Genomic DNA, 24,960 nt, shown 5'->3' on the forward strand with positions numbered 1-24,960 from the left:
TAGCCTTTCATTGCATCAATCTTCAGCAGGTGTACTACGGATTTCGCAGGTGTTAGCGCCGTGTTCCGGCCCTTCCCGCTCCGGATCGCGGTCCGAGAGCCCGCGATCCGGGAGCTCCTCTCCCAGGATGCGCTCGGCCGCGGCCCGGTGCAGGCGGGCCGCCGTCGGGTCGCCGAGGCGCTCCAGGGTGTCGGCCAGCCTCAGCTGCACCGCGGCCTGCAGACGGGTGTCCTCGGCGCGCCTGGCCCACTCCACGGCCTCCTGACAGGTGCGCAGCGATTCCTCGGGGCGGCCCGCGTACTCCTGGACCCGGGCCAGCTCGCTCAACGCCCGCGCGTACGCGCCGACCTCGCCGTTCTTGCGGTGCCCGGAGGCCGCGGCCCGCCAGGCCCGTTGCGCCTCCCCGTAGCGGCCCGCGTAGGTGTGCGCGGTGGCGATGCGGCCGTAGAGGCGGGCGGCGTCCGCGCGCTCGTCACGGGCCAGCCGCTGGGCGAGGGCGCGGCCGAACCAGTCGGCGGCCCGGTCGTAGTCCCCGAGCTCCAGGTGCGCGCCGCCTACGGATTCCATCGCGCGGCCGATCGCGTAGGGGTCGTTCGCCTCGCGTCCGGCGTCCAGCGCGGCCCGGTAGCGCACCAGCGCCGCCGCCGTGCGGCCGGTCCGGGCGTCGACGTCGGCGAGGTTGAGCAGGGCGGCGGCCTTCTCCCGGGGCAGTCCGCGGCGCTCGGCCACGTCCAGCACGAGCTGGTGGACGCCGTACAGGTCGGGCGCGGCCGCCTGGGTGCCGAAGTGCGCGACCATCGCCCTGACCAGCTGGGACATCAGCCGGCGGGCGAGGGTGTCCAGCTCCCCGTCGGCGACCGCGAGCCGGGCCGAGGCGAGCAGGGCGGGGCGGCGGACGCTCAGCCACTCGGCGGCCGCGCGCGGGGTGGGGAAGCGCAGGGCGCGGGGCAGGCCCTGGAGCTTCTCGCGGGCCTGGGGGTTGTCGGTCTCGGTGATGGCCCGGCAGGACTGGAGCAGCCGTACCGTGCGCTCCAGCATGCGGGCGCGGGCCAGCTGGAGCTCGGCCGGGCGGTCGTGGGTCTCGGCGGCGGCCCGCAGCAGGGGGTACAGGCAGCCCGGCACCTCGTACTGGGGCAGCGGGGAGGGCACGGCCCGCAGCAGGCCGATGGCGGCGAGGTCGTCCAGGGTGGTGCGGGCGGCGCCCACCGAGCAGCCGGCCAGCGCGGAGACGGTGTGCGGGTCGGCGAGGCCGGCCGGGGCGAGACAGAGCAGTCGCAGTATCCGGGCGGCGGGGGCGGGCAGCGCGGCGTGCACGAGCCGGAAGATCCGGCTGAGCGGGGAGCCTTCGTCGCCCTCCGCGTGGAGTTGTTTGGCGAGGTCGGCGACGGCCGCCTTGGGGCGGGCGGCGAGCCAGCCGCCGGCCAGGTTCAGCGCGGCCGGCTGGCCCTGGCAGGCCTCCACGAGACCCTCGGCGGAGCGCGGGTCGACGGTGATGCGGACCGAGCCGGTGTACCGGCTCAGCAGTTCGAGGGCGGACTTGGTGTCCAGGCCGCCCAGGGTGCAGGGGCGGACGTCCGCGATGCCGGTGAGCGGTCCGGCGGAGACCGCGACGAGGAGGCACTCGGGGGTGTCGGGGAGCAGCGCGTCGACCTGTTCGGCGCCGGCCGCGTCGTCGAGCAGGAGCAGCACGCGCCGCTCGGCGAGGACCTCGCGCAGGATGGCCGCCAGGTCGTCCTCGTCGGCGCCGGGCGGGGTCGGCACGTCCAGCGCGGCGAGCAGTTCACGGGCGGCGCGCTCGACCGGCACGGGGGTGCCGTCGGGTTCGGCCAGGCGGGCGCGGAGCACCCCGTCCCGGTAGCGGTCGGCGACCTGGCGGACGAGTTCCTCGGCGAGCGCCGTACGGCCGGAGCCGGGCCGGCCGGCGATGAGCAGGACCCGCGCGCGGGGGGCCTTCTTCCCGGAGATGGTGTCCAGCCCCGCGCGTTCGATGTCGGCGCGCAGTTCCTTCAACTCCCGGGTACGGCCCAGGAAATGGCCCTCTGTCGCAGCGTGTCCGGACAGCTGCACGCCGCCTGTGTCCACTGCCTGATCCGTCACGGGCCACACTCCCGTCCCACCGCACGCGCAAGCCCGCCGGGACTCCGGATCGGGTGATTCCAGAGCCTAGTTCACGCTCTGCGACGTTCCGGGAGGAGCAGGGCGGGCCACGACCGAGACATCCCCCGATCGGATCAGCCGATGGTCACACCGGGCGGGGATCCGGCCCGCGCGGCGGCCTCACGCCTCGAACGGACGCGCCGGCCAGGACGCCTCGGCCGGGCGCAGCGCGTCGAGGCCGTCCCCGCCGCGCGCCGCGATCAGCGAGAGGACGCCCACGACGAGGCAGTTGCTGTGCAGCTCGCCCGCGAGCACTCCCCGGACGAGTTCCTCGACCGGCACACGCGCGTGCTCCATGTCGGCCTCCTCGTCCGCGACCTCGAAACGCTCCCCGTCGGCCTCCGACAGGTTCCGGGCCAGGAAGACGCGTACGGACTCGTCGCAGCCGCCCGCGGTCGGGTAGACGTCGGTCAGCACCCGCCAGTCCTCGGCCTTGACGTGCGCCTCCTCGTACAGCTCGCGCTGGGCCGCGTGCAGCGGGTTCTCGCCTGGCACGTCGAGCAGGCCGGCCGGGATCTCCCAGAGCTTGTGCAGCACGGGGTGGCGGTACTGCTTGATGAGCAGGACACGGTCCTCTTCGTCGAGGGCGAGGACGGCCACGGAACCGGGGTGCACCTGGTAGTCCCGGCGGACCACCGAACCGTCGGGCATGACCACCTCGTCCGTGCGGACGGAGGTCTTGTTGCCCACGAACGGGGTCTCGCTCGCCCGGATCTCCCACGCCTCGGGGGTGTCCTTGATCGTCATGCCCTGTCCTTCCACACGCGCAAAAGAAGACCGGCCGGAAGAGGGCCGACCAAAAGGAGATCGACCGCGAAAACCGGCCAAACAAAAACAGAAAAAAGAAGCCGGGGCGCTCACCTTTGAAGGGATGCACCCCGGCCACCGTACAACTGGTGTGTTACTCAGAAGCCTTGCTCGCCTCGACCGCCCGCCGGACCGCCGCCTTCACCAGACCGGCGAAGAGCGGGTGCGGGCGCGTCGGCCGCGAGCGCAGCTCGGGGTGGGCCTGGGTGGCGACCAGATAGGGGTGGACGTCACGGGGGTACTCGACGTATTCGACCAGCTTGCCGTCCGGGGAGGTGCCGGAGAACTGGATGCCCGCCTTCTTCTCGAGCTCGGCGCGGTAGGCGTTGTTGACCTCGTACCGGTGCCGGTGCCGCTCCTCGACGTACTCCTTGCCGTCGTACACCTCGCGGACGATGGAGCCCTCGGCCAGCTTGGCCGGGTACATGCCCAGCCGCATGGTGCCGCCCATGTCGCCCTCGCCGGCCACGATGTCGAGCTGCTCGGCCATGGTGGAGATGACCGGGTGGGCGGTGGCGGAGTCGAACTCGGTGGAGTTGGCGTCGGCGATGTCGGCCAGGCTGCGCGCCGCCTCGATCACGATGCACTGCAGGCCCAGGCAGAGACCGAGCAGCGGGATCTTGTTCTCGCGGGCGTAGCGGATCGCGCCGACCTTGCCGAGCACACCGCGGTCGCCGAAGCCGCCCGGGATGCAGACGCCGTCCACGTCGGCGAGCTGCGCCTTGGCTCCGGCCGGGGTCTTGCAGTCGTCGGAGGTGACCCACTTGATCTTCACGCGGGCCTTGTTGGCGAAGCCGCCGGCGCGCAGCGCCTCGGTGACCGAGAGATACGCGTCCGGCAGGTCGATGTACTTGCCGACCAGGGCGAGGGTGATCTCGTGGTCGGGGTTGTGGACGCGGTCGAGCAGGTCGTCCCAGGTCGTCCAGTCCACATCGCGGAACGGCAGGTCCAGCTTGCGGACGACGTAGGCGTCCAGGCCCTCGCGGTGCACGGTCTTCGGGATGTCGTAGATCGAGCGGGCGTCGGGGCAGGCCACCACCGCGTCCTCGTCGACGTCGCACATCAGCGAGATCTTGCGCTTGATCGCGGTCGGCACCTCACGGTCACAGCGCAGCACGATCGCGTCTGGCTGGATACCGATGTTCCGGAGGGCCGCGACCGAGTGCTGGGTCGGCTTGGTCTTCAGCTCGCCCGAGGGACCGATGTACGGCAGGAGAGAGATGTGAACCACGAAGACGTTGTCCCGGCCGACCTCGTGCCGGACCTGGCGGACCGTCTCCAGGAACGGCAGCGACTCGATGTCGCCGACCGTGCCGCCGACCTCCGTGATCACGACGTCGACCTCGTCCGTCGCCATGCGGCGGATGCGGTGCTTGATCTCGTTGGTGATGTGCGGGATGACCTGGACGGTGTCGCCGAGGTACTCGCCGCGCCGTTCCTTGGCGATCACCGTGTTGTAGACCTGACCGGTGGTGACGTTGGCGGAGCCGTCGAGGTCACGGTCGAGGAAGCGCTCGTAGTGGCCGATGTCCAGGTCCGTCTCGGCGCCGTCGTTGGTGACGAACACCTCGCCGTGCTGGAAGGGGTTCATCGTGCCCGGGTCGACGTTCAGATACGGGTCGAGCTTCTGCATCACGACCCGCAGACCCCGCGCCTTGAGCAGCATGCCCAGGCTCGAGGCCGTCAGGCCCTTGCCGAGCGAGGAGGCGACACCCCCGGTGACGAAGATGTGCTTGGTCGTCGTGGATTTGGGCGTCATGGCCAAGAGGGGGCTCCCGTGGTCGCGATTCGAGGGTGCGGTTCGGGGGCTTCGAGACCACCGGTCCACGGGCTACCAGGGTATCAGCGCCTCGAGGAGATGGCTTCCGGCCACGCTCCGCGCACGGGCCGACACGGGCGGCCGCTCCCGCACCGGTTTCTCACCCTCTGCTCACCCGTTCGGCCCACCCGCGTTGCCGAGAGCGGCACGCAGATCATCTACGTGCGTCGTATCCTGCTCGGACACTCGCTGCCGAGCCCGGCCGGCAAGACGGCACACCCCAGCCCGTATCCCACCGGAACAACGAGAGCTCGTCAGTTCGTTGAGCAATAATCGGCGTTTTGCCTATTCGGCTGAGCGGCTGCTTTGCTTCAGCGCTCAACGACGCATTACAAACGACCCCTTGACCGCACTAGCGACAGCCCCCGTTCCGCACGGGGGTGACGTGGCCGTTCGACTGGAGTTGCACGTGGCCGGGCGCATCGAAGACTACGCACTCATCGGAGACATGCAGACCGCTGCCCTGGTCTGCCGTGACGGGACAGTGGACTGGCTGTGCCTGCCCCGCTTCGACTCGCACGCGATCTTCGCCGGCCTGCTCGGCACGGAGGAACACGGCTTCTGGCGCCTCGGCCCCGCGCACGCCTCCGACGCCGAACCGCCGACGGCCGCCCGGCGCACCTACCGGGGCGACTCGCTGATCCTGGAGTCCGAGTGGGACACCCCGCGCGGCACGGTCCGGGTCACCGACTTCATGCCGCCCCGTGACGGCGCGCCCCAGCTGATCCGGATCGTCGAGGGCGTCTCGGGCCGCGTCCCCATGCGCTCCACCCTGCGGATGCGCTTCTCCTACGGCCGGGTCGTCCCCTGGGTGCACAAGCACGAGGGCCGCACGGTGGCCGTCGCGGGCCCCGACTCGGTGTGGTTCGACACCGACTGCGAGACCTACGGCAAGTCGCTGACGACCTACGCCGACTTCACCGTCGCCCCCGGCGACCGCATCGCGTTCACGATCTCCTGGGAACCCTCGCACAAGCAGCCGCCCCCGCTGCCGGAGCCCGAGCAGTCGCTGACGGCCACGGAGGACTTCTGGCGCGAGTGGGTCGAGCACTGCACCTACCACGGCCCCTACCGCGAGGCCGTGATCCGCTCGCTGATCACGCTCAAGGCCCTGACGTACGCCCCCACCGGCGGCATCGTCGCCGCCCCCACGACCTCCCTCCCGGAGGACATCGGCGGCGTCCGCAACTGGGACTACCGCTACACCTGGCTGCGTGACGCGGCCATCACCCTGTCCTCGCTGCTGCGCACCGGCTACCGCGAGGAGGCCCGCGCCTGGCGCGAGTGGCTGCTGCGCGCAGTCGCCGGCGACCCCGAGAACCTGCAGATCATGTACGGCATCGCGGGCGAGCGCGAGCTCGGCGAGGCCGAGCTGGACTGGCTGCCCGGCTACGAGAACTCCGGCCCGGTCCGGGTCGGCAACGGCGCGGCCCACCAGCTCCAGCTGGACGTGTACGGCGAGGTCACCGAGGCCCTCCACCTGGGCCATATGACCGGCCTCGCCCGCAACGACTACGCCTCGCTGCTCCAGCTCAAGCTGATCCGCTACCTGGAGCGGCACTGGGACGAGCCGGACGAGGGCATCTGGGAGGTACGTGGCCCGCGCCGCCACTTCGTGCACTCCAAGGTCATGGCCTGGGTCGCGGTCGACCGCACGATCAAGCTCATCGAGTCCGGCGACGCCGACGGCCCGCTGGAGCGGTGGCGCGAGCTGCGCGACGACATCCACCGGGACGTGTGCGAGAAGGGCTACGACAAGGAACGCAACACGTTCACCCAGTCCTACGGCTCGAAGGAGCTGGACGCCTCCCTGCTGCTCATCCCGCAGATGGGCTTCCTGCCGCCCGACGACAAGCGGGTCATCGGCACCATCGAGGCGATCCAGCGCGAGCTGTCGACGGCGGACGGCTTCATCCTGCGCTACCCGACCTCGGGCGGCGACGAGGGCGTCGACGGCCTCCCCGGCGACGAGGGCGCCTTCCTGGCCTGCTCGTTCTGGATGGCGGACGACCTCGCGATGATCGGCCGGGTGGACGAGGCCCGCAAGCTCTTCGAGAAGCTGCTCTCGCTGCGCAACGACCTCGGGCTGCTCGCCGAGGAGTGGGACCCGCGCCTGCAACGCCAGGTCGGCAACTTCCCGCAGGCCTTCAGCCACGTCCCGCTGATCGACACGGCGCTGCGCCTGACGGCGTCCGGCGCGTACGGCGGCTGAACCGGCCGGCGGCGGCTGAACAGGACCGGCGGGCCGCGCGCGCCTAGGCTGGGTAGGTCATAGCCCCTGCACGAAAGGGGGCGCCCCATGGCCTCCCCGTCGAAGGCGGGCGCGGCCCTCGCCGCGCTGCGCGAGGATCTCGTCGGCGACGTGTTCGCCCCGCAGGATCCGGGTTACGACGAAGCCCGGACGGTCTTCAACGCGATGATCGACCGCCGTCCGGCCGTCATCGCCCAGTGCGTGGACGAGTCCGACGTCGTCCGGTCGGTGCGCTTCGCCCGTGACCTCGACCTGCCGATCGCGGTGCGCGGCGGCGGGCACAGCGTCGCCGGCATGGCGCTGGGCGACGGGGCGCTGGTGGTGGACCTGCGTCACATGCGCACGGTCACCGTCGATCCCGCCGCCGAGGCGGTGCGGATCGCGGGCGGGGCCACCATGAGCGACCTGGACCGCGCCTGCCAGCCGCACGCCCTCGCCACCACCGGCGGCCGGGCCTCCACCACCGGCGTCGGCGGCTTCGTCCTGGGCGGCGGCACCGGCTGGCTGGACCGCTGCTTCGGCCTCGCGGTCGACAACCTGCTCGGCGTCGAAGTCGTCACCGCCGAGGGCCGACGGGTGCACGCCGGCGCGGACGACAATCCCGACCTGTTCTGGGCGCTGCACGGCGGCGGCGGAAACTTCGGCATCGCCACCGCGCTCACCCTGAAGCTGCACGAGCTGCCCGAGTTCTCCATCGCGCTGCTGCTGTACCTGCCGGAGTTCGGCCCCGAGGCCACCCGCACCTACCGGGACGTGATCACGGCCGGCCCGGACGAGGCGGGCGGCGCGGTGCTCTACCTCTGCGGCCCGCCCGAGGAGTTCGTCCCGCCGCACCTGGTCGGCAGCCTGCTCTGCGGGGTGCTGCTGACCTACGCCGGCAGTGAGAGCGACCTGCGCAAGGTGGCCGAACCGCTGCTGGCCCTGTCGCACGAGGCGGAGGTCGTCGGCGCGATGCCGTACGCCGACGTCCAGTGCATGATCGACGACCCGCCGGGCATGCGGAACTACTGGTCGGCGGAGTACCTGACCGGCGCGCCCGACGACTACGTGGACGTCTACTGCGCCCGCGGCGAGTCCCTGCCCGTGCCGACGGGGACCCTGCACGCGCTGTTCCCGCAGGGCGGGGCGATCGCCGCCGGACCGCACGAGTACCCGGTCCCCTACCGGGACGCGCCGTGGGGCGTGCATCCCTTCGGGCTCTGGGAGGACCCGGCCGACGACGGGCGCTGCGTCCAGTGGGTCCGGGACGTGCGGGCCGACGCCCAGCCGTGGAGCACGGGCGCGGTCTACCTCAACTTCATCGGCGACGAGGGCGCCGACCGGGTCGTGGCCGGCGTGGGCGCCGAGAACGCCCGGCGGCTCGCGGACGTGAAGCGGTCGTACGACCCCGACAACGTGTTCCGCTTCAACCACAACATCAGGCCGGCCTGAGCGCCGTCAGCGTCCGCTCCCCCGCCGGATCGCCGTCCGTGGCCGCAACGAGCGCGATCTCGTCGAGCCCCGCCTCGGCGTAGGCGTCGATCCGGGCCCGCACGGCGCCGAGGTCACCCACCAGGCCGACGGTGGCCGCGGCCTCCGGGGGCAGAGCGCGGACCAGGACGGCGCGGTCGGCGCCGGCCGCGGCGAGGGCGACGGCCTCGTGGAAACCGGCCTCGGCGAACACCTCGCGGTACCCCGGCACGGTCAGGTATCCGGCGATGCTGCCCAGGACCTGGGTGAGCGACGCGGGTGCCGGGTCGACGGCCGCGGGCAGCCAGGCGGCGAGCGTGGGCGGCGTCCGGCCCGCCTTCCCTGCCGCCGCGTCCAGCCTGGCGCGCAGCTCGCGCACCTGCTCCGGGGAGACGACGTCGAGCAGCATCCGGTCGGCGTGCGCGGCGGCCGCGGCGATCGCGCGGTCCCCGAACGCGGCCACGGTGAGCGGGCCGCCGGGCGGCGGGAGCCGGTGCCGGAAGGGACTGCCGGGCACGACCGGCTCGCCGGGCGGGCGGTGCAGCAGCCCCCGCAGGGCCCGCGCGCTCTCGCCGAGGACGGCGGCGGGACGCGCCCGGGGCCGCCCGTGCACGCCCTCCACCACACGCTTGCTCGACGTGCCCAGCGCCACGCCGACCGCCCGGCCCCCGGTGACGGCGGCCACCGACGCGGCGCCCCGGGCGAGGGTGTACGGATCGCGCACCGACACCGGTACCGGCCCGGCCGTCAGCACGGCCCGTTCGGTGACCCGGCCGAGCGCGGCGGCCAGCACGAACGCGTCCCAGGTCGGCCCCTCCCCGGCCCACACCTCCCGGTAACCGAGCCGGTCGGCGAGGCCTGCGATGCGCAGCGGCTCGTCGACCGGGCTGTCGTCCTCACGGGCCACGGCAACCACACTGAAGTCCATGGCCCGCCGCTACCCGGCAACCGGCCGTCCAACCCGGTCCGAAGATGTTGCCGGAACGTCTGCGCAGGTAGCGTCCGCTGCATGGACAGCCGTACGGACCACCGATTCGACAGCCAGAGCGCCGGCATCACCGTGCAGCGTGCGCTCGAGCTGCCCGGACTGCGCAGCGGGCTGCCCGAGATCCTCGCGGGCGACGACCGGCTGGACCGCACGGTGCGCTGGGTGCACGCGGGCGAGGTCCCCCACATCGCCTCCCTGCTCAAGGGCGGCGAACTGCTGCTGACCACGGGCTACGGCCTCGGCACCCGTCCGGCCGAACAGCGGGCGTTCGTGCGCACCCTGGCCGAGCGGGGCATCGCGGCCCTGGTGATCGAGCTGGGCCCGCGGTTCACCCGGCTGCCCGCGGCCCTGGTCGAGACGGCCCGCACGACCGGGCTCCCGCTCGTCCAACTGCACCGCGAGGTGCCGTTCGTGGCGGTCACGGAGGAGGTCCACACCGAAATCGTCAACGGCCACTACGCACTGCTCCAGCAGGCGGAGGAGGTGCACCGGCGCTGCACCGAGGCCCTGCTCGGCGGGGGCGGGATCCCGCAGGTGCTGGGCATCCTGGCCGACTTCAGCGGCAATCCGGTGTTCCTGGAGACCACCGAAGGTCAGCTCCTGTACGCGGCCGGGGCCGGTCCGGAGGGCGCGGATCCGCTTCAGGTGTGGGAGGGGCTGCGCGGCCCGCGCAAGGACGCGCCGCCACCCGCCGGTTCGGTCCTGGTGGACGTGCCCGGGGGCGGGCCGGGGGCGGGTTCGGTACGCGCCCGGCTCGTGCTCCTGCCCGTGCGCGCCCCGCTCGCACCCGTGCACCGGATCGCCGCCGAGCGGACGGCCGGGATCCTCGCCGTGGTGCTGATGCAGGCCCGCCAGGAGGAGGAGCTCGCGGCCCGCGGGCGGGGCGACTTCCTGACCGACCTCGCCGAGGGCCGGATCGCCGCCGAGGACGCTCCGGCGCAGGCGCGCGTCCTCGGCTTCCGGCCCGGCTCCGGCCCGCTGCTCCCGGTCGTCATGCGGCTGGCCGACGGCATCTCCGCCGGCGGCGGCTGGGCGGTGCTGGCCCGCGCGGTCGCGGAGGAGCTGGCGTCGGTGGGCGTGCCGGTGCTGCTGGGCGTACGGCCGGTGGAGGGCCGGGTGCCGGTGCTGCTGGGACTGCGCTCGGAGTCGGAGCGGTCGTCGGTCGCGGACCGGGTCGCGGCGGCGCTGCGCGCCGGGGTGGAGCGCGCCGGGATGCAGCGGCCGGGGGCGCAGCCGCCGCTCGTGGTCGTCGGGGTCGCGGGCGGCTGGGCGGCCGCCTCGGCGGGCCTCAGACACGCGGCGGAGACGGCGACCGCCGCCCAGGGCCTGCCGGACCGCCCCTGGTACGACGCCCGCCGCCTGGACATCGACCTGCTGCTGTGGCGGCTGCGCGAACACCCCGACCTGGCGGCCTTCGTGGACCGCGCGATCGGCCCGGTCCGCGACCACGACCACCGCTCCAGGCCACCCCTGCTGCCCACCCTGGAGACCTATCTGGCGCACGCCGGCCGCAAGGCGGAGACCGCCCGCGAACTGCATCTCAACCGCCAGACGCTGTACAACCGCCTCGCCCGTATCGGCGAGTTGCTCGGCACGGACCTCGACGACCCGCAGACGGTCCTGGCGCTGAGCCTGGCCCTCCGCGCGCGCCGGCACGTACCGTGAGCGGCCCGCGTCGGCTCAGCTCATCGGCCGGGGCCGGGTCAACTCGTCGTAGACGCTGAGCACCTGGGCGACCGTCTCGTCCTCGGTGGGCCAGGTGGCCGTCTGCCGGGTGCCCAGGTCCCGCAGCAGCTCGGCCCGTTCCGGATCGCCGAGCAGGCGTTCGACAGCGGCGGCGAAGGCCACCGCGTCGTCCGGCGGCACCAGTTCGGCCGCGTCGCCGACGAGTTCGCGGATACCGCCCGCCAGGGCCGCGACGAGCGGCACACGCGCGTGCAGGGCCTCCTGTGCGAGGACCGACCGCGACTCCCCGCCGCCGGGCAGCAGGGCGAGGTCGGCGGCGGCGAGCAGATCGCTCACGTCGTCCCGCCGCCCGACGAGCCGGACGGGCAGCTCCTCGTCCTCGATACGGCGCTGGAGCTCCGCCCGCTGCGGCCCCTCCCCCGCGATCACGACCAGCGGCGCGGGGTCCAGCCGCCGCCACGCGCGCGAGGCGTCCAGCAGCAGGTCGTAGCCGCGGTGCCGGTCCAGGGAGCCGACCGCCATGAGCAACGGGCGGCCGATGGCGCCGAGTTCGGCCCGCATCTTCGGGGGCTGCAGCTCCGACTCCTCGGTCGCCTCGCCCGGACGGGACCCGGGCACCGCCACCGCGGCGAGCCGCGCGTCGCGGGCGCCCGTGCGGCGGGCCCGGTCGACCAGGTCGGAGGTGGTGCCGAGGACCACGGCGGCCGTCCGCGCGACCCGCCGCTCCAGCAGCCGCAGCAGATGGGCCCGGGCGCCCTCGGCGTGCGCACGGTTGTGCCAGGTGACGACGAGCGGGGTACGCCGGCCGCTGAGCGCGAGGACGGCGCGGAAGGAGGCGTGCAGTCCGTGCGCGTGGACGAGGTCGGCGTCCGTGCAGGCCGCCCGGAGCGCCGCCACGGACCCCGGGTCGCTGCTGCGCGGCACGTGTACGTGTTCGGCTCCGGTGCCCGTGAAGTCGTAGGTGTGATCGACGTCGACAGGGGCGCACACCGTGACCCGTACGCCCCGAGCGACCAGCCCCGAGGCCAGGGAGCGCACGTGCGCGCTGCTGCCGGCGTTGCCGCCGCCCAGCACCTGCACGGTGCGCAGCGACGACTGGCCGTGCGGTGAGTGGCTGCTCACGTGGCCGGGGCTCCTGGTTCGGCGTCGGACGGTCACGAAGAAACGTACAGAAGGGACCGGGCGGAGGGGTGGACCGCTGACGTTCCTCCACGTACTACGCCCAAGGATGCCAGCACGTACGGGTGTTCCGTGCCGCCCAGCACCCGGGCACCCGGCGACAGACCCCCCTGCATCACCCACACGGGTGAAGGAAATCGGGGTTCCGTTCGACTACCCCGAGTCCCCACGAACCGCCCGACCGTTCACCACGACCGGCCACCCCGACCGGCCACCCCGTCCAGCCCGACCGGCCCGCCCGGGTGCTCCCACGTCGCCGCCGCTGGGGCCTGTCCGGCCGAGCAGGTCGCAGGAGATCGGCGCTGCCTCGGCAGTGCCGATGAGCGGGGTGATGGGGGTCCCCCCGCTCGAGCGAAGCCGAGAGCGGGGGAGGTTGGCAACCGACGACAACGCCGCTGGGGGTACCCCCTCTGGGGGAGGGCGTGCCACACCCCGCGTCCACGGCATGATCCGCCGGACAGGCCCTAGGGGGGCTTCTGATGGATCTCCGCGGCGTCGCGACGCCCGGCACGCACTCTCGCCGCACCTTCTCCCACGGAGATCCATCAGAAGCCCCCTAGCCGTCCGCGCGGGCCGTCGCCAGCAGCTCCTCCGCATGCGCCCGGGCCGTCTCGGAGTCCTCCTGGCCCGCCAGCATCCGGGACAGCTCCCGGATCCGCTCCTCGCCCTCCAGGACCTTCACGCCGGACCGGGTCACCGACCCGTCGTTGGTCTTCTCCACCAGCAGCTGCCGGTCGGCGAAGGCGGCGACCTGCGGAAGGTGGGTGACGACCACGACCTGCGCGCTCTTCGCGAGCTTCGCGAGCCGCCGCCCGATCTCGACGGCCGCCTTGCCGCCCACACCCGCGTCGACCTCGTCGAAGAGGTACGTCGGCACCGGATCCGTCCCCGCGAACACGACCTCCACGGCGAGCATCACGCGCGAGAGCTCACCGCCCGACGCCCCCTTGGCGATGGGCCGCGGCGGCGCGCCCGGGTGCGGGGCGAGCAGCAGCTCGACCTCGTCCGCGCCGGCCGGCCCGTACGCGACCGCCCGGCCGCCGACCTCCACGCCCTCCGGGTCCTCGGTCTGCCGGATGTCGAACGACACGCGCGCGTGCGGCATCGCCAGGGACGCGAGCTCTGCGGTCACCGCCGCCGCGAACCTCGCGGCGGCCTCCGTGCGCGCGTCCGTCAGCGCCTGTGCCAGCCCGCCGAGTTCGGCGCGCAGCGCGTCCCGTTCGGCGGTCAGCTCGTCGATGCGCTCGTCGTCGCCGTCCAGCTCGGTGAGCCGGGCGGCGCTCTGCTCGGCCCAGGCGAGGACGGAGTTCACGTCCTGGCCGTACTTGCGGGTGAGCGCGGTGAGCGCGGCCCGCCGCTCCTCGACGGCCGACAGCCGCAGCGGGTCGGCGTCGAGGTCGTCGGCGTACCCCGCCAGCTCGCCCGCCACATCACCCAGCAGGATCCCGATCTCTCCGATCCGGTCGGCGAGCGCCGCCAGCGCCGGATCGTGCGACCTGACGGCCTCCAGGGCCCGCTGCGCGCCCGCGACGAGCGTGGTGGCCTCGATGCCCTCGGGGTCCTCCGGGTTCCCGGCGAGGGCTGCGTGGGCGGCCGTGGCGGCGGACGACAGCGCCTCCGCGTGCCCGAGCCGCTCGGCCTCCTCCGCCAGCTCCACGTCCTCCCCGGCCCGTGGTTCGACACCGGCGATCTCGTCGAGTCCGAAGCGCAGCATGTCGGCCTCCTGGGCCCGCTCACGCGCGCGTGTGACGATCTCCTCCAGCTCGACGGCAACGGACCGCAGCCGCCGGTAGGCCTCGGTGTACTTGGCGAGCGGCACGGTCACCGCGTCGCCCGCGTACCGGTCCAGCGCCTGCCGCTGCCGGGACTGCTTCAGCAGCCCCTGCTGGTCGGTCTGCCCGTGCACCGCCACCAGCTCGTCCGCCAGCTCGGCGAGCACGCCCATGGGCACGCTGCGCCCGCCCACGTGCGCCCGTGACCGCCCCTCGGCGGAAACGGTACGGCTGATGAGCAACACCCCGTCGTCGAGTTCGGCCCCGGCCTCCTCGGCCCGGACGGCCACCGAGGCGCCCGCGGGCACGCTGATGCGCCCCTCCACGACCGCCTTCTCGGCGCCGATCCGCACGAGCGCCGGGTCCGCGCGCCCGCCCAGCAGCAGTCCGAGGCTGGTCACCACCATGGTCTTGCCCGCACCGGTCTCACCCGTGACGGCGGTGAAGCCGGGCGACAGCTCGATGACCGCGTCGTCGATGACTCCGAGCGACCGTATCCGCATCTCCTCCAACACGGACAAGACCTTACGAGGTCGGGGGGCGGGAGTGCGACGCCCCCCGCCTCCACAGCGCGAACCAGCAGGTGGGCGAAAGCGGAGGGCCTTCACTTATCACCCACCCGAGTGCACTCACCTCACTCGGCGCACTCGGTCGACAGACGCGATGCCGCTAATGCCGCGCGCCCCGCCACCCCGAGACGGGCAGCGCGAACTTCGCCACCAGCCGGTCGGTGAAGGAGGCGTGGTGCAGCCGGGCCAGCCGCACCGGCACGCTGCCCCGCCGCACCTCGACCCGGGCCCCCGGAGGCAACTCGAAGGTCCGCCGCCCGTCGCACCACAGGACACCGGGCGGAATGTGGGGCATCAGCTCCACGGCGAGCACCGAGTTCGGCGAGGTCACGAGCGGCTTCGCGAACAGCGCGTGCGCACTGATCGGCACCATCAGCAGCGCCTCGACCTCGGGCCACACCACCGGCCCGCCGGCCGAGAACGCGTAGGCGGTGGACCCGGTCGGCGTCGACAGCACGATCCCGTCGCACCCGAACCCGGTGACCGGCCGCCCGTCGATCTCCAGCACGACCTCCAGCAGCTTCTCGGCGCCCGCCTTCTGCACGGCCGCCTCGTTCAGCGCCCAGTCGGTGTGCACGATGTCGCCGTTGCGGTGCACGACGACGTCGACGGTCATCCGCTCCTCGACCTCGTACGCCTTCGTCACCACCCGGTCGACGACCTTGTCGAGGTCGTCCCGCTCGGCCTCCGCGAGGAAGCCGACGCTCCCGAGGTTGACGCCGAGCATCGGCACCCCGGACGCCCGCGCGAACTCCGCACCGCGCAGCAGCGTGCCGTCACCGCCCAGGACGATGAGCAGCTCGCACCCTTCAAGGCACTGCGGGGTGGCCTCGGAGACCAGCTCCACCTCGTCCGGCAGCGGCAGATCGGCGGCCTCGTACTCCAGTACGCGCACCCCGATGCCCTCGCGCACCAGCCCCTTGACCACCAGTTCGGCGCTGCGAATGGCCGCAGGCCGCCCGGTGTGGGCGAGCAGGAACACAGTACGAGCTCGGTTCAGAGTCAACGCGGCCCCTCCGCAACTGCACGGTCGACATCGGCCGGGTCGAGCGCAGGCGCCCCCGCCCGGAGCCACAGAAAGTACTCGACATTGCCCGACGGCCCGGGCAGCGGGCTGGCGGTGACACCCTTCACGCCTAGCCCCAGCTCCCACGCCTTCCCGGCCACACCCCGCACGGCCTCCGCCCGCAGTTGCGGACTCCGTACGACACCTCCGCTGCCGAGCCGTTCCTTCCCCACCTCGAACTGCGGCTTGACCATCATCACCAGATCCGCGTCCGGCCCGGTGCACCGGGCGAGGGCGGGCAGCACCAGCCCCAGCGGGATGAAGGACAAGTCCCCCACGACAAGATCCACAGGCTTCCCATCGATCGCTTCAAGCGTCAACTCGCGTACGTTCGTACGGTCCTTGACGGTGACGCGTTCATCGCTCTGAAGAGACCATGCGAGTTGTCCGTATCCGACGTCCACGGCGACCACGTGCACCGCCCCCGCCCGCAGCAGCACATCGGTGAACCCGCCGGTGGACGCGCCGGCGTCGAGCGCGCGCCGCCCCTCCACCACGAGCCCCTGCGGCACGAAGACCTCCAGCGCGCCGGCCAGCTTGTGGCCGCCGCGGGACACGTAGTCGGGGTCGTCGTCATCGACGGCGACGACGATCGCGGCCGCCGTCTCCACCTGCGTGGCGGGCTTGGTCGCGACGGTCCTGCCGACGGAGACCCGCCCGGCGGCGATCAACTGGCCCGCGTGCTCGCGCGAGCGCGCCAGCTTCCGGCGGACCAGCTCCGCGTCCAGACGGCGACGTGCGACTCCTGCCACGTTCGGTTCAGCTCCTACTTGCCGTACGTCGATGGGGGCGCCGGAGGTCCCGGGCGGGCGTCGAGCGCGGTGAGCGCGTCGCGCAGCCCCCGGTGTACATCCTCGTACACCTCGAGATGTCCGTCCGTGGCGAGGTGGTCCGCGTCGGCCAGCCGCTCCAGCTGCGCGTCCACCTCGGCGTCGCCGGTGGCGACGCGCGGGACGGCCAGCGGGGCGGGCGCGGCGGGGTCGTGCTCCGGCTCCGGCGGCTCCGCCACGGCCTCCGTCCCGATCCCCGTCCCCGTCTGCGGAACTGTGTCGCTCATGCCCAGACGCTACCGCGAACCCCTGGGGTACCGTCGATCACGATGGCCACGATCGAGGAGTGCCGTGCCGCACTCGAGAAGCTCTCCGACAACATGCAGGGCGCCGAAGGCGACGTCCGGACGGCCGCTGCCCTGGACCGTTCGGTGAGCTGCCGGATCACCGACCTGGACATCACGTTCGTCGGCCGTATGACAGGCGGCCGGATCGTGGTGCACGACACCCTGCAGGGGCCTCCTGCCGAGAAGGCCCAGATCAGGCTGGCCATGACCGGCGACGACCTGGTCGCGCTGGTCGCCGGCGAGCTGAACTTCGCGAAGGCGTGGGGCTCAGGGCGGGTGAAGCTGGAGGCCGGTCTCAGGGACCTGTTCCAGCTCAGGAAGCTTCTCTAGCGACCACGCGCGAGCGTGCCTTGCGCGCCGCCGGCACCACCAGCGGCGTCCCCGTCTCCGGGTCGTCGATGACCTGGCAGCGCAGCCCGAAGACCTCCTCCACCAGCGCGGCCGTGACGACGTCCGCCGGCGCGCCCTGCGCGATGACCTCGCCCTCCTTCAGCGCGATCAGATGGGTGGCGTACCGGGCCGCGTGGTTGAGGTCGTGCAACACGGCGACCAGCGTGCGCCCCTGCTCCTCGTGCAGCTCCGCGCACAGGTCCAGGACGTCGATCTGGTGCTGGATGTCGAGATACGTCGTCGGCTCGTCGAGCAGCAGCAGCGGGGTCTGCTGGGCGAGGGCCATCGCGATCCACACCCGCTGCCGCTGGCCGCCGGACAGCTCGTCGACGAACCGGTCGGCGAGCTCGGCGACCCCGGTCTGCGCCATCGACTCCCCCACGACCCGCTCGTCCTCGGACGACCACTGCCGCAGGATCCCCTGGTGCGGGTACCGGCCGCGGCCGACGAGATCGGCGACGGTGATCCCCTCGGGCGCGATGGACGACTGCGGCAGCAGCCCCAGCGTCCGCGCCACCTTCTTCGCCGGCATCGACTGGATCGCCTGCCCGTCGAGCAGCACCCGGCCCTTGCTCGGCTTCAGCATCCGCGACAGCGCCCGCAGCAGCGTCGACTTGCCGCAGGCGTTCGGGCCGACGATCACGGTGAAGGAGTTGTCCGGTATCTCCACCGACAGCTGTTCGGCTATGACCCGCTGGTCATAGGCGAGGGTGACGTTCTCGGCGGACAGGCGGTTCACGGTGCTCCTCTTGATGTTCGGCCCATTGCCTGCGGGGGTGGCGCGGCTCATATCCGTCCCGCCTTGCGCTCGGTGACCAGGAGCCACAACAGGTAGACCCCGCCGAGCACACCGGTGACCACGCCCACGGGCAGCTGTCCGTCGCCGAAGAGCCGCTGCGCGCCCCAGTCGGCGGTGACCAGCAGGGCGGCGCCCATGCACAGGGACGGCACGAGATTCGGCCCGGGCGACCGGGTCAGCCGCCGGGCGAGCTGCGGCGCGGTGAGCGCCACGAAACTGACGGGGCCCGCCGCGGCGGTCGCGGCCGCGGTGAGCAGCACGGCGGCGACCATCAGCAGCAGCCGCACGCGCTCCACCCGCACCCCCAGCGCGTGGGAGACGTCGTCGCCCATCTCCATCATGCGCAGCCCGCGCGCGTTGGCGAGGACGAGCGGCACGAGTACGCAGGCCAGGGCGAGCAGCGGCCAGACCTGCTTCCAGTCACGCCCGTCGAGGGTGCCGGTCATCCACACGACCGCACGGGCCGCGTCCACGAAGTCGGCCTTGGTCATCAGATAGCCGTTGACGGCCGTCGCGATGGCCGAGACGCCGATGCCGACGAGCACCAGCCGGTACCCGTGCACCCCCCGCTTCCACGCCAGCAGGTAGATGAGGGCCCCGGTCACCAGGCCGCCGACCAGCGCGCCGACGGTCACCTGGGCGGCGCTCCCGGAGAACAGCACGATCATCACGAGCGCGCCGGCCGTCGCCCCCTGCCCGAGCCCGAGCACGTCCGGACTGCCCAGCGGGTTGCGCGACACGGCCTGGAACAGCGCCCCGCCGAGCCCCAGCGAAGCGCCGACGAGCAGCCCCACGAGGACCCGCGGCAGCCGCAGTTCGTTGACGATGAACTCCTGCCCGGCGTTGCCGTCGCCGAGCAGCGTCTTCACGACGTCCCCGGCCGGGATCGGGAAGTCGCCGGTGCCGATCAGCACGACGCTCGCGGCGAGCGCGGCGACCACCAGCAGCAGGACGACGATCAGCGCCCGCAGATCCAGCCGGACGGAGAGCCCACCGGGGGTACGCACCGCACGCGCGGTCTTCGGCACGGTCTTCTGTGCGGTCCTCGGAGCGGTCTTCTGTGCGGTCTTCACAGCTGGGCCGTCCTCCGCCGTCGTACGAGAAAGATGAAGACCGGGCCGCCGATGATCGCGGTGACGATGCCGACCTGGACCTCGGAGGGCCGGGCGACGACCCGGCCGACGACGTCGGAGCCGAGCAGCAGCACCGGCGACAGGACCGCCGCGTACGGCATGATCCAGCGCAGGTCGGGGCCGGTGAACGAGCGGACGACGTGCGGGACCATCAGCCCGACGAACACGATCGGCCCGCAGGCGGCGGTCGCCGCGCCGCACAGCACGGTGGCGGCGAGCATCGACAGCGCCCGGGTCCGGTTGAGGTTCGCGCCGAGCGCCTTCGCCGTGTCGTCGCCCATGGCCACGGCGTTCAGCGGCCGGGCGAGGACGAACGCGAGAAGCGTGCCGACCGCCAGGAAGGGCAGCACCTGCCAGATGGTCTCGTCGGTCGCCGTCGACAGCGAACCCACCGTCCAGAAACGCATCCTGGAGAGCGCCGCGTCATCCATGATCATCACGGCCTGGAGGTAGCCGTAGAGCGCGGCGCTGATCGCGGTGCCGGCGAGCGCGAGCCGCACCGGCGTGGCCCCCCGGCTGCCGCCGAGGAACCAGACCAGCGCGCCGACGGCGGCCGCCCCGAAGAAGGCGAACCACACATAGCCGGTCAGACTCGTGACGCCGAAGTAGGTGATGGCGGTGACGACGGCGGCCGAGGCGCCCGCGTTGATGCCGAGCAGCCCCGGATCGGCCAGCGGATTGCGCGTCAGCGCCTGCAGCACGGCCCCCGACAGGCCGAGCGCGGCGCCGACGAGCACTCCGAGCACGGTCCGCGCCAGCCGCTCGTCGACGACGACGTCCGCATAGGTGCCCGAGTTCTCGAACAGCCCGTGCCAGACCTGCGCGACGGACAACTCCTTAGCCCCGACGGCAATGCTCGCCACGGCCACCAGCAGCAGGACCGCCAGAGCGGCGAGCAACCCGACGGAACGTATCGCCCGTCGGTTCGGTGGCGCGGAGGCGGTCTCCGCGCGCTGTTCGGGAACGCTCTCGACCAACACGCAGTTAGGTTAGCCTACCCTCCCATCGCGTCTGGATCCCCGGTCACCGCCACTGCCGGGTCCACAGGCTCCGGGCGACAGGAACCCTCGTCACAACCCCAGCCGCGCCAGCGCCTTCCCCCCGTCCAGCCCGCACGCCCCGTCCCCCGCCACCGTCCAGGCCGCCGCGCACAACGCCCGCAAGCCGTCCAGAGCCTCGCCGTCACCGGCCAACTCCAGATGCTCGGCACCGGCACTCGCCGTCCACCCGCCGCACCGGAACCCAGCGCCCTCCGCGACGACTTCCGGCTGCCCGGTGAGCATCCCGCGCAGATCGCTGTCGACATACGTCGGCCGGTGCTGCGGCGGCGCGGCGAGCAACTGCGCGCCGTCGGTGACACCGGTGAGGACGAGCAGTGAGTCGACCTCGCCGTTGAACGCGCCCTCGATGTCCGTGTCCAGCCGGTCCCCGACGACCAACGGCCGCTCGGCGCCCGTCCGCAGGATCGTCTCCCGGTGCATCGGAGGCAGCGGCTTGCCCGCGACCTGCGGCTCGGCCCCGGTCGCGATCCGCACGACCTGCACCGCGGCCCCGTTGCCCGGCGCGATCCCCCGCCCGCTGGGAATCGTCAGATCCGTGTTGGACGCGAACCACGGCACCCCGCGCGCCACGGCGTAGGACGCCTCCGCGAACCGCCCCCACGGCAGGTCGGGACCGCCGAACCCCTGCACCACGGCCGCCGGATCGTCGTCCGCCGACTCCACCGGGACGAGCCCCCGCTCGCGCAGCGCGACCCGCAGCCCCTCCCCGCCGATCACCAGCACCCGGGCCCCCGCCGGGACCTGCTCACTGATCAGCCGCGCCACGGCCTGCGCCGAGGTGATGACGTCGTCGGCCCCGGTCGGTATCCCCAACTCGGTGAGATGCCCGGCGACCGTGTCGGGCGTCCGCAGCGCGTTGTTGGTGACATACGCCAGACGCATTCCGCCGGCCCGCGCGACGGCCAGCGACTCGACCGCGTGAACGATCGCGTTCCCGCCCGCGTACACCACCCCGTCCAGATCGAGCAGCGCCGTGTCGTACGCCTCGCTCAGGGCCTGCCCACTGCCCTCGGGCCTCGTCCTGACGCTCCGGCTCATTGCACATCGCTCCTCGTTAGCTCCGCTTTCCCCGATCATCCCGCATGCCACCGACAGAGGGACGCCCACATGTCCGAGCCGTACGATGCCGGGATGAACACAGCAGGTCACTCGGAAGCAACGGCGCCCCGAGGCCTGGAACTCACCCCGTTCCGAGGCCTGCGCTACGACCCCGACCGGGTCGGCAGCCTCGCCGCCGTCACGTCCCCGCCGTACGACGTCGTCGTCCGCCCCGACGGCCTGCACCACCTCCAGGACGCGGACCCGTACAACATCGTCCGCCTGATCCTCCCGCAGGCGACCACCCCCACCGCCCGCACCGAACAGGCCGCCGACACCCTGGACCGCTGGCTCTCCGAAGGCGTCCTCGCGGCCGACCCCGAGCCCGCCCTGTACGTCTACGAGCAACGGCACGCCGACGGCATGCTCCAGCGCGGCGTCATCGGCGCCCTGCGCGTCTCGGAGCCGTCGGAGGGGATCGTCCTCCCCCACGAGGACGTCATGCCGCACGTCGTCGCGGACCGCGCGGCCCTGATGCGCGCCACGCACGCGAACCTCGAACCCCTCCTCCTCACCTACCGGGGCAACGGCGCCACGGCGGAGATCATCGACCGCACGACCGACCGGCCCCCGCTCCTCTCCACCACCACGGAGGACGGCTACAGCCACCGCCTCTGGGCGATCACCGACCCCGCCGACACGGCCCGCGTCCAGGAGGACCTCGCCCGCCACCAGGCGCTCATCGCCGACGGCCACCACCGCTGGGCCACCTACCTCCGCCTCCACGCGGAGCACCCCTCACCCAGCCCCTGGGACCACGGCCTGGTCCTCCTGGTCGACACCGTCCGCTACCCGCTGCGCGTCCGCGCCATCCACCGCCTCCTGCACGGCCTGCCCGTCGCGGAGGCCCTGGCCGCGCTCGACGGCCGGTTCCGCGTCCGGCGCCTGGACGTCCCCCTCGCGCAGGCCCTCGAAGCCCTGGCGGACGCCGCCCGCGCGGGCAACGCGTTCCTCCTCGCGGGCGACGGCGCCTTCCACCTCGTCGACCGCCCCGACCAGGCCCTCCTCGACCGCACCGTCCCCACCGACCGCCCGGACGCCTGGCGCACCCTGGACGCGACGGTCCTGCACGCCACCCTCCTCGACCACATCTGGCACATCCCCGAGGACGACCCCACCCGCATCGCCTACATCCACGACACGACGGCGACGGTCCGCAAGGCGCAACGCGACGGCGGTACCGCGATCCTGCTCCACCCCGTTCACGAGGACGTCGTCCGCGACCTCGCCCGCCAGGGCGTCACGATGCCCCGCAAGTCGACGTCGTTCGGCCCGAAACCGGCCTCTGGCCTGGTCCTGCGCGCACTCGACGCCTGAACGCACGAAGGGGCGGAACCCGGTGAACCGGATCCCGCCCCAGCGCATACGTCAGTCCTCGTCGCGGTCGGCCTTCTTCTCACCCGCGTCCTCTACGTCTTCCGCCGCCTTTTCGACGACGGCCTCCTCGACCCCGTCGGTCTCGCTGTCGTCCAAGGCGTCGACGAAGTCCACCCCGTCCAACTCGGCGAGCCGGTCGGAAGCGTCCGTGCTGCCGTCCCGGTCCGCCTCGACGGCCTTGGCGAACCACTCCCGCGCCTCGCCCTCACGCCCCGCCGCGAGCAGCGCGTCGGCATACGCGTACCGCAGCCGCGCGGTCCACGGCTGGACGGAGCTGGCCGCCAGTTCGGGGCTCTGCAGCGTCACGATGGCCGCCTCCAGCTGCCCCATGTCGCGCCGGGCGCCGGCCGCGACGAGCCGCATCTCGACCTGGCCGGCCTTGTCGAGCTTGTTCACCTCGGGTGCGCCTGCCATGTCCAGCGCCTTCTCGGGCCGCCCGAGCCCACGCTCGCAGTCGGCCATGACGGGCCACAGCTCCACGCCGCCGCTCATCCGCCGCGCGGCCCGGAACTCGGCGAGCGCCTCGCTGTACTTCTGATTGGCGTACGCGGCGAACCCGGCCGCCTCACGCACGGCGGCGACACGCGAAGCCAGCCGCAGGGCCACCTTCGAGTACCCGTAGGCCCCTTCGGGGTCCTCGTCGATCAGCCGGGCGACCATCACCAGGTTCTTGGCGACGTCCTCGGCAAGCGTCTTGGGCAGGCTCTGCAACTCCTGTCGTACGTCCTTGTCGATCTCCTCGCCGGTGACGTCCTCCGGGATCGGCAGCCGCTTGATCGGCTCCCGGTCACGATCCCGCTCATCACGGAACCGCCCACCGCCACCACGCCGGTCATCCCGACGGTCGTCCCGCCCGTCACGCCCCCGGAACCCACCGGGCCGTCCACCACGATCGTCCCGCCGAGGCCCACGAGCGTCCCGGTCGTCCCGGTCGTCCCGCCGCACGTATCCACCCGGGCCATCGCTCCGCCGGTCGTCACGCCGGTCATCGCGACGGTCGTCACGACGGTCGTCACGACGGAAGGGAGGACGGTCGTCCCGGCGGTCGTCGCGACGGAACGCGGGGCGGTCGCCGCGGTCGTCCCGACGCGGCCCACGGTCACCCCGGTCGTCACGCTGGAACGCCGGACGAGAACCACGATCACCCTCACGCCGGTCATCCCGACGATCATCACGACGGAAACCACCACCACGGTTGTCATCACGACGGTTGTCATCACGACGGAAACCACCACGGTCCCCACGATTGTCGTCACGACGATCGTCACGCCGGTCATCGCGCCGGTCGTCACGACGGAAAGAGGGACGCTCGTCCCGGCGGTCACGGTCGTCGCGGCGATCGTCACGCCGAACGAAGCCACCGCCACCCCCACGGTTGTCGTCACGCCGGGGATAACCACCACGGTCATCGCCCCGGCGGTCGTCGCGACGGTCGTCGCGACGGTCGTCGCGACGGAAGGGGGGGCGGTCGCCGCGGTCGTCCCGACGCGGCCCACGGTCACCCCGGTCGTCACGCTGGAACGCCGGACGAGAACCACGATCACCCTCACGCCGGTCATCCCGACGATCATCACGACGGAAACCACCACCACGGTTGTCATCACGACGGTTGTCGTCACGACGGAAACCACCACGGTCCCCACGATTGTCGTCACGACGATCGTCACGCCGGTCATCGCGCCGGTCGTCACGACGGTCATCGCGCCGGTCGTCACGACGGAAAGAGGGACGGTCGTCCCGGCGGTCGTCGCGACGGAAGGGGGGGCGGTCGCCGCGGTCGTCCCGACGCGGCCCACGGTCACCCCGGTCGTCACGCTGGAACGCCGGACGAGAACCACGATCACCCTCACGCCGGTCATCCCGACGATCATCACGGCGGAAACCACCACCACGATTTTCATCGCGACGGAAACCGCCACGATCACCACGGTTGGCACCGCGGTCGCCACGGTCCCCACTGTCCCGTCGCCGCTGGTCGCGCTCCGGTCGGTCGTCGGGAGAGTTGGTGGACATCGGTGACTCCTGTCTTCGGTACCGCAAACATTCTCGCGCAGCCGGCTACCCGGCGCGCTCCAGAAAAACAAAAAGGACCCTTGGTCCCAGCTGAACGCTGGGACCAAGGGTCCTTCCAAAGATTGTTCGGCGGCGTCCTACTCTCCCACAGGGTCCCCCCTGCAGTACCATCGGCGCTGTAAGGCTTAGCTTCCGGGTTCGAAATGTAACCGGGCGTTTCCCTCACGCT

General features: G+C 72.7%; 20 protein-coding genes and 1 rRNA gene. 5 read left to right on the plus strand and 16 right to left on the minus strand.

Annotated elements, in window-relative coordinates; all coding sequences use genetic code 11:
* Positions 1-15 precede the first annotated feature (15 nt).
* The 3 genes from AB0J04_RS26240 to AB0J04_RS26250 form a co-directional block, all read right to left on the minus strand.
* A complete protein-coding gene (locus AB0J04_RS26240) occupies positions 16-2,097 on the minus strand; it encodes a tetratricopeptide repeat protein (RefSeq protein ID WP_363170998.1) in 2,082 nt (693 codons plus the stop codon).
* A 180-nt stretch (positions 2,098-2,277) separates the two neighbouring features.
* On the minus strand, positions 2,278-2,904 hold the full coding sequence (locus tag AB0J04_RS26245) for an NUDIX hydrolase (protein WP_363170999.1): 627 nt from the start codon (positions 2,902-2,904) through the stop codon (positions 2,278-2,280).
* A gap of 154 nt (positions 2,905-3,058) precedes the next feature.
* Positions 3,059-4,723, minus strand: coding sequence for a CTP synthase (locus tag AB0J04_RS26250; protein WP_363171000.1), 1,665 nt, complete (start codon positions 4,721-4,723; stop codon positions 3,059-3,061).
* Between the two features lie 469 nt (positions 4,724-5,192).
* On the opposite strand from AB0J04_RS26250, the gene AB0J04_RS26255 reads away from it, so the two are divergent.
* Both AB0J04_RS26255 and AB0J04_RS26260 read left to right on the plus strand, forming a co-directional pair.
* A complete protein-coding gene (locus tag AB0J04_RS26255) occupies positions 5,193-6,995 on the plus strand; it encodes a glycoside hydrolase family 15 protein (protein ID WP_363171018.1) in 1,803 nt (600 codons plus the stop codon).
* 87 nt (positions 6,996-7,082) lie between these two features.
* Complete coding sequence (locus tag AB0J04_RS26260) at positions 7,083-8,465, plus strand: FAD-binding oxidoreductase (RefSeq protein ID WP_363171001.1); 1,383 nt, start codon at positions 7,083-7,085, stop codon at positions 8,463-8,465.
* Here AB0J04_RS26260 and AB0J04_RS26265 read toward each other — a convergent pair.
* Entirely contained in the window at positions 8,452-9,411 is a 960-nt protein-coding gene (locus AB0J04_RS26265; RefSeq protein WP_363171002.1) for an LLM class F420-dependent oxidoreductase, read from the minus strand. The genes AB0J04_RS26260 and AB0J04_RS26265 overlap by 14 nt on opposite strands.
* An 81-nt stretch (positions 9,412-9,492) precedes the next feature.
* Between AB0J04_RS26265 and AB0J04_RS26270 the strand changes: the two genes are divergently transcribed.
* Positions 9,493-11,136 (plus strand): PucR family transcriptional regulator, encoded by a 1,644-nt coding sequence (locus AB0J04_RS26270; RefSeq protein ID WP_363171003.1) that lies wholly within the window; start codon positions 9,493-9,495, stop codon positions 11,134-11,136.
* 15 nt (positions 11,137-11,151) lie between these two features.
* Here the strand turns inward: AB0J04_RS26270 and AB0J04_RS26275 are convergent, their stop codons facing one another.
* From AB0J04_RS26275 to AB0J04_RS26295, 5 genes are all read right to left on the minus strand, one after another.
* Positions 11,152-12,279, minus strand: a complete 1,128-nt coding sequence (locus tag AB0J04_RS26275) for a glycosyltransferase family 4 protein (protein WP_363171004.1) — start codon at positions 12,277-12,279, stop codon at positions 11,152-11,154.
* Positions 12,280-12,892: 613 nt separating this feature from the next.
* Positions 12,893-14,611 (minus strand): DNA repair protein RecN, encoded by a 1,719-nt coding sequence (gene recN / locus AB0J04_RS26280; RefSeq protein ID WP_363171019.1) that lies wholly within the window; start codon positions 14,609-14,611, stop codon positions 12,893-12,895.
* Between the two features lie 166 nt (positions 14,612-14,777).
* The gene (locus AB0J04_RS26285; protein ID WP_363171005.1) at positions 14,778-15,683 is read right to left on the minus strand and encodes an NAD kinase; all 906 of its coding nucleotides are present in this window, start codon (positions 15,681-15,683) and stop codon (positions 14,778-14,780) included.
* Positions 15,680-16,495, minus strand: coding sequence for a TlyA family RNA methyltransferase (locus AB0J04_RS26290; protein ID WP_363171006.1), 816 nt, complete (start codon positions 16,493-16,495; stop codon positions 15,680-15,682). The genes AB0J04_RS26285 and AB0J04_RS26290 overlap by 4 nt, the downstream gene beginning before the upstream one ends.
* 14 nt (positions 16,496-16,509) lie before the next feature.
* Positions 16,510-16,800: a hypothetical protein gene (locus AB0J04_RS26295; RefSeq protein ID WP_363171007.1), complete on the minus strand. Its 291-nt coding sequence runs from the start codon at positions 16,798-16,800 to the stop codon at positions 16,510-16,512.
* 42 nt (positions 16,801-16,842) lie between these two features.
* Here AB0J04_RS26295 and AB0J04_RS26300 point away from each other — a divergent pair, with 42 nt between their 5' ends.
* Entirely contained in the window at positions 16,843-17,190 is a 348-nt protein-coding gene (locus AB0J04_RS26300; RefSeq protein ID WP_363171008.1) for an SCP2 sterol-binding domain-containing protein, read from the plus strand.
* Here the strand turns inward: AB0J04_RS26300 and AB0J04_RS26305 are convergent.
* The 4 genes from AB0J04_RS26305 to AB0J04_RS26320 all read right to left on the minus strand — a co-directional run bounded on the left by AB0J04_RS26305 (position 17,174) and on the right by AB0J04_RS26320 (position 21,281).
* Entirely contained in the window at positions 17,174-18,040 is an 867-nt protein-coding gene (locus tag AB0J04_RS26305; protein WP_363171009.1) for an ABC transporter ATP-binding protein, read from the minus strand. The genes AB0J04_RS26300 and AB0J04_RS26305 overlap by 17 nt on opposite strands.
* Entirely contained in the window at positions 18,037-19,077 is a 1,041-nt protein-coding gene (locus AB0J04_RS26310) for an iron chelate uptake ABC transporter family permease subunit (RefSeq protein ID WP_363171020.1), read from the minus strand. The genes AB0J04_RS26305 and AB0J04_RS26310 overlap by 4 nt, the downstream gene beginning before the upstream one ends.
* Before the next feature lie 41 nt (positions 19,078-19,118).
* Positions 19,119-20,162 carry an iron chelate uptake ABC transporter family permease subunit gene (locus AB0J04_RS26315; protein ID WP_363171010.1) on the minus strand — a complete coding sequence of 348 codons (1,044 nt, stop codon included), beginning with the start codon at positions 20,160-20,162 and terminating at the stop codon, positions 19,119-19,121.
* 90 nt (positions 20,163-20,252) lie between these two features.
* Complete coding sequence (locus AB0J04_RS26320; protein ID WP_363171011.1) at positions 20,253-21,281, minus strand: HAD hydrolase-like protein; 1,029 nt, start codon at positions 21,279-21,281, stop codon at positions 20,253-20,255.
* 93 nt (positions 21,282-21,374) lie between these two features.
* Here AB0J04_RS26320 and AB0J04_RS26325 point away from each other — a divergent pair, with 93 nt between their 5' ends.
* The gene (locus tag AB0J04_RS26325; RefSeq protein WP_363171012.1) at positions 21,375-22,658 is read left to right on the plus strand and encodes a DUF1015 domain-containing protein; all 1,284 of its coding nucleotides are present in this window, start codon (positions 21,375-21,377) and stop codon (positions 22,656-22,658) included.
* A gap of 51 nt (positions 22,659-22,709) precedes the next feature.
* Here the strand turns inward: AB0J04_RS26325 and AB0J04_RS26330 are convergent, their stop codons facing one another.
* The 3 genes from AB0J04_RS26330 to rrf all read right to left on the minus strand — a co-directional run.
* The gene (locus tag AB0J04_RS26330; protein ID WP_363171021.1) at positions 22,710-23,486 is read right to left on the minus strand and encodes a tetratricopeptide repeat protein; all 777 of its coding nucleotides are present in this window, start codon (positions 23,484-23,486) and stop codon (positions 22,710-22,712) included.
* The gene (locus tag AB0J04_RS26335) at positions 23,378-24,667 is read right to left on the minus strand and encodes a hypothetical protein (RefSeq protein ID WP_363171013.1); all 1,290 of its coding nucleotides are present in this window, start codon (positions 24,665-24,667) and stop codon (positions 23,378-23,380) included. Before AB0J04_RS26335 ends, AB0J04_RS26330 begins: the two co-directional genes overlap by 109 nt.
* A 188-nt stretch (positions 24,668-24,855) precedes the next feature.
* Positions 24,856-24,960 (minus strand): 5S ribosomal RNA (gene rrf / locus AB0J04_RS26340); the annotation flags it as partial.

Source organism: Streptomyces sp. NPDC050263 (genome assembly GCF_040655955.1).
Classification (GTDB): domain Bacteria; phylum Actinomycetota; class Actinomycetes; order Streptomycetales; family Streptomycetaceae; genus Streptomyces.

What these genes read in the sequence shown, in the direction of transcription:
- AB0J04_RS26245 (WP_363170999.1), bottom strand. Translation starts at nt 2,904, where the DNA reads ATGACGATCAAGGACACCCCCGAGGCGTGGGAGATCCGGGCGAGCGAG.
- recN (WP_363171019.1), bottom strand. Translation starts at nt 14,611, where the DNA reads ATGCGGATACGGTCGCTCGGAGTCATCGACGACGCGGTCATCGAGCTG.
- AB0J04_RS26325 (WP_363171012.1), top strand. Translation starts at nt 21,375, where the DNA reads ATGAACACAGCAGGTCACTCGGAAGCAACGGCGCCCCGAGGCCTGGAA.
- AB0J04_RS26305 (WP_363171009.1), bottom strand. Translation starts at nt 18,040, where the DNA reads ATGAGCCGCGCCACCCCCGCAGGCAATGGGCCGAACATCAAGAGGAGC.
- AB0J04_RS26250 (WP_363171000.1), bottom strand. Translation starts at nt 4,723, where the DNA reads ATGACGCCCAAATCCACGACGACCAAGCACATCTTCGTCACCGGGGGT.
- AB0J04_RS26320 (WP_363171011.1), bottom strand. Translation starts at nt 21,281, where the DNA reads ATGAGCCGGAGCGTCAGGACGAGGCCCGAGGGCAGTGGGCAGGCCCTG.
- AB0J04_RS26300 (WP_363171008.1), top strand. Translation starts at nt 16,843, where the DNA reads ATGGCCACGATCGAGGAGTGCCGTGCCGCACTCGAGAAGCTCTCCGAC.
- AB0J04_RS26295 (WP_363171007.1), bottom strand. Translation starts at nt 16,800, where the DNA reads ATGAGCGACACAGTTCCGCAGACGGGGACGGGGATCGGGACGGAGGCC.
- AB0J04_RS26265 (WP_363171002.1), bottom strand. Translation starts at nt 9,411, where the DNA reads ATGGACTTCAGTGTGGTTGCCGTGGCCCGTGAGGACGACAGCCCGGTC.
- AB0J04_RS26270 (WP_363171003.1), top strand. Translation starts at nt 9,493, where the DNA reads ATGGACAGCCGTACGGACCACCGATTCGACAGCCAGAGCGCCGGCATC.
- AB0J04_RS26260 (WP_363171001.1), top strand. Translation starts at nt 7,083, where the DNA reads ATGGCCTCCCCGTCGAAGGCGGGCGCGGCCCTCGCCGCGCTGCGCGAG.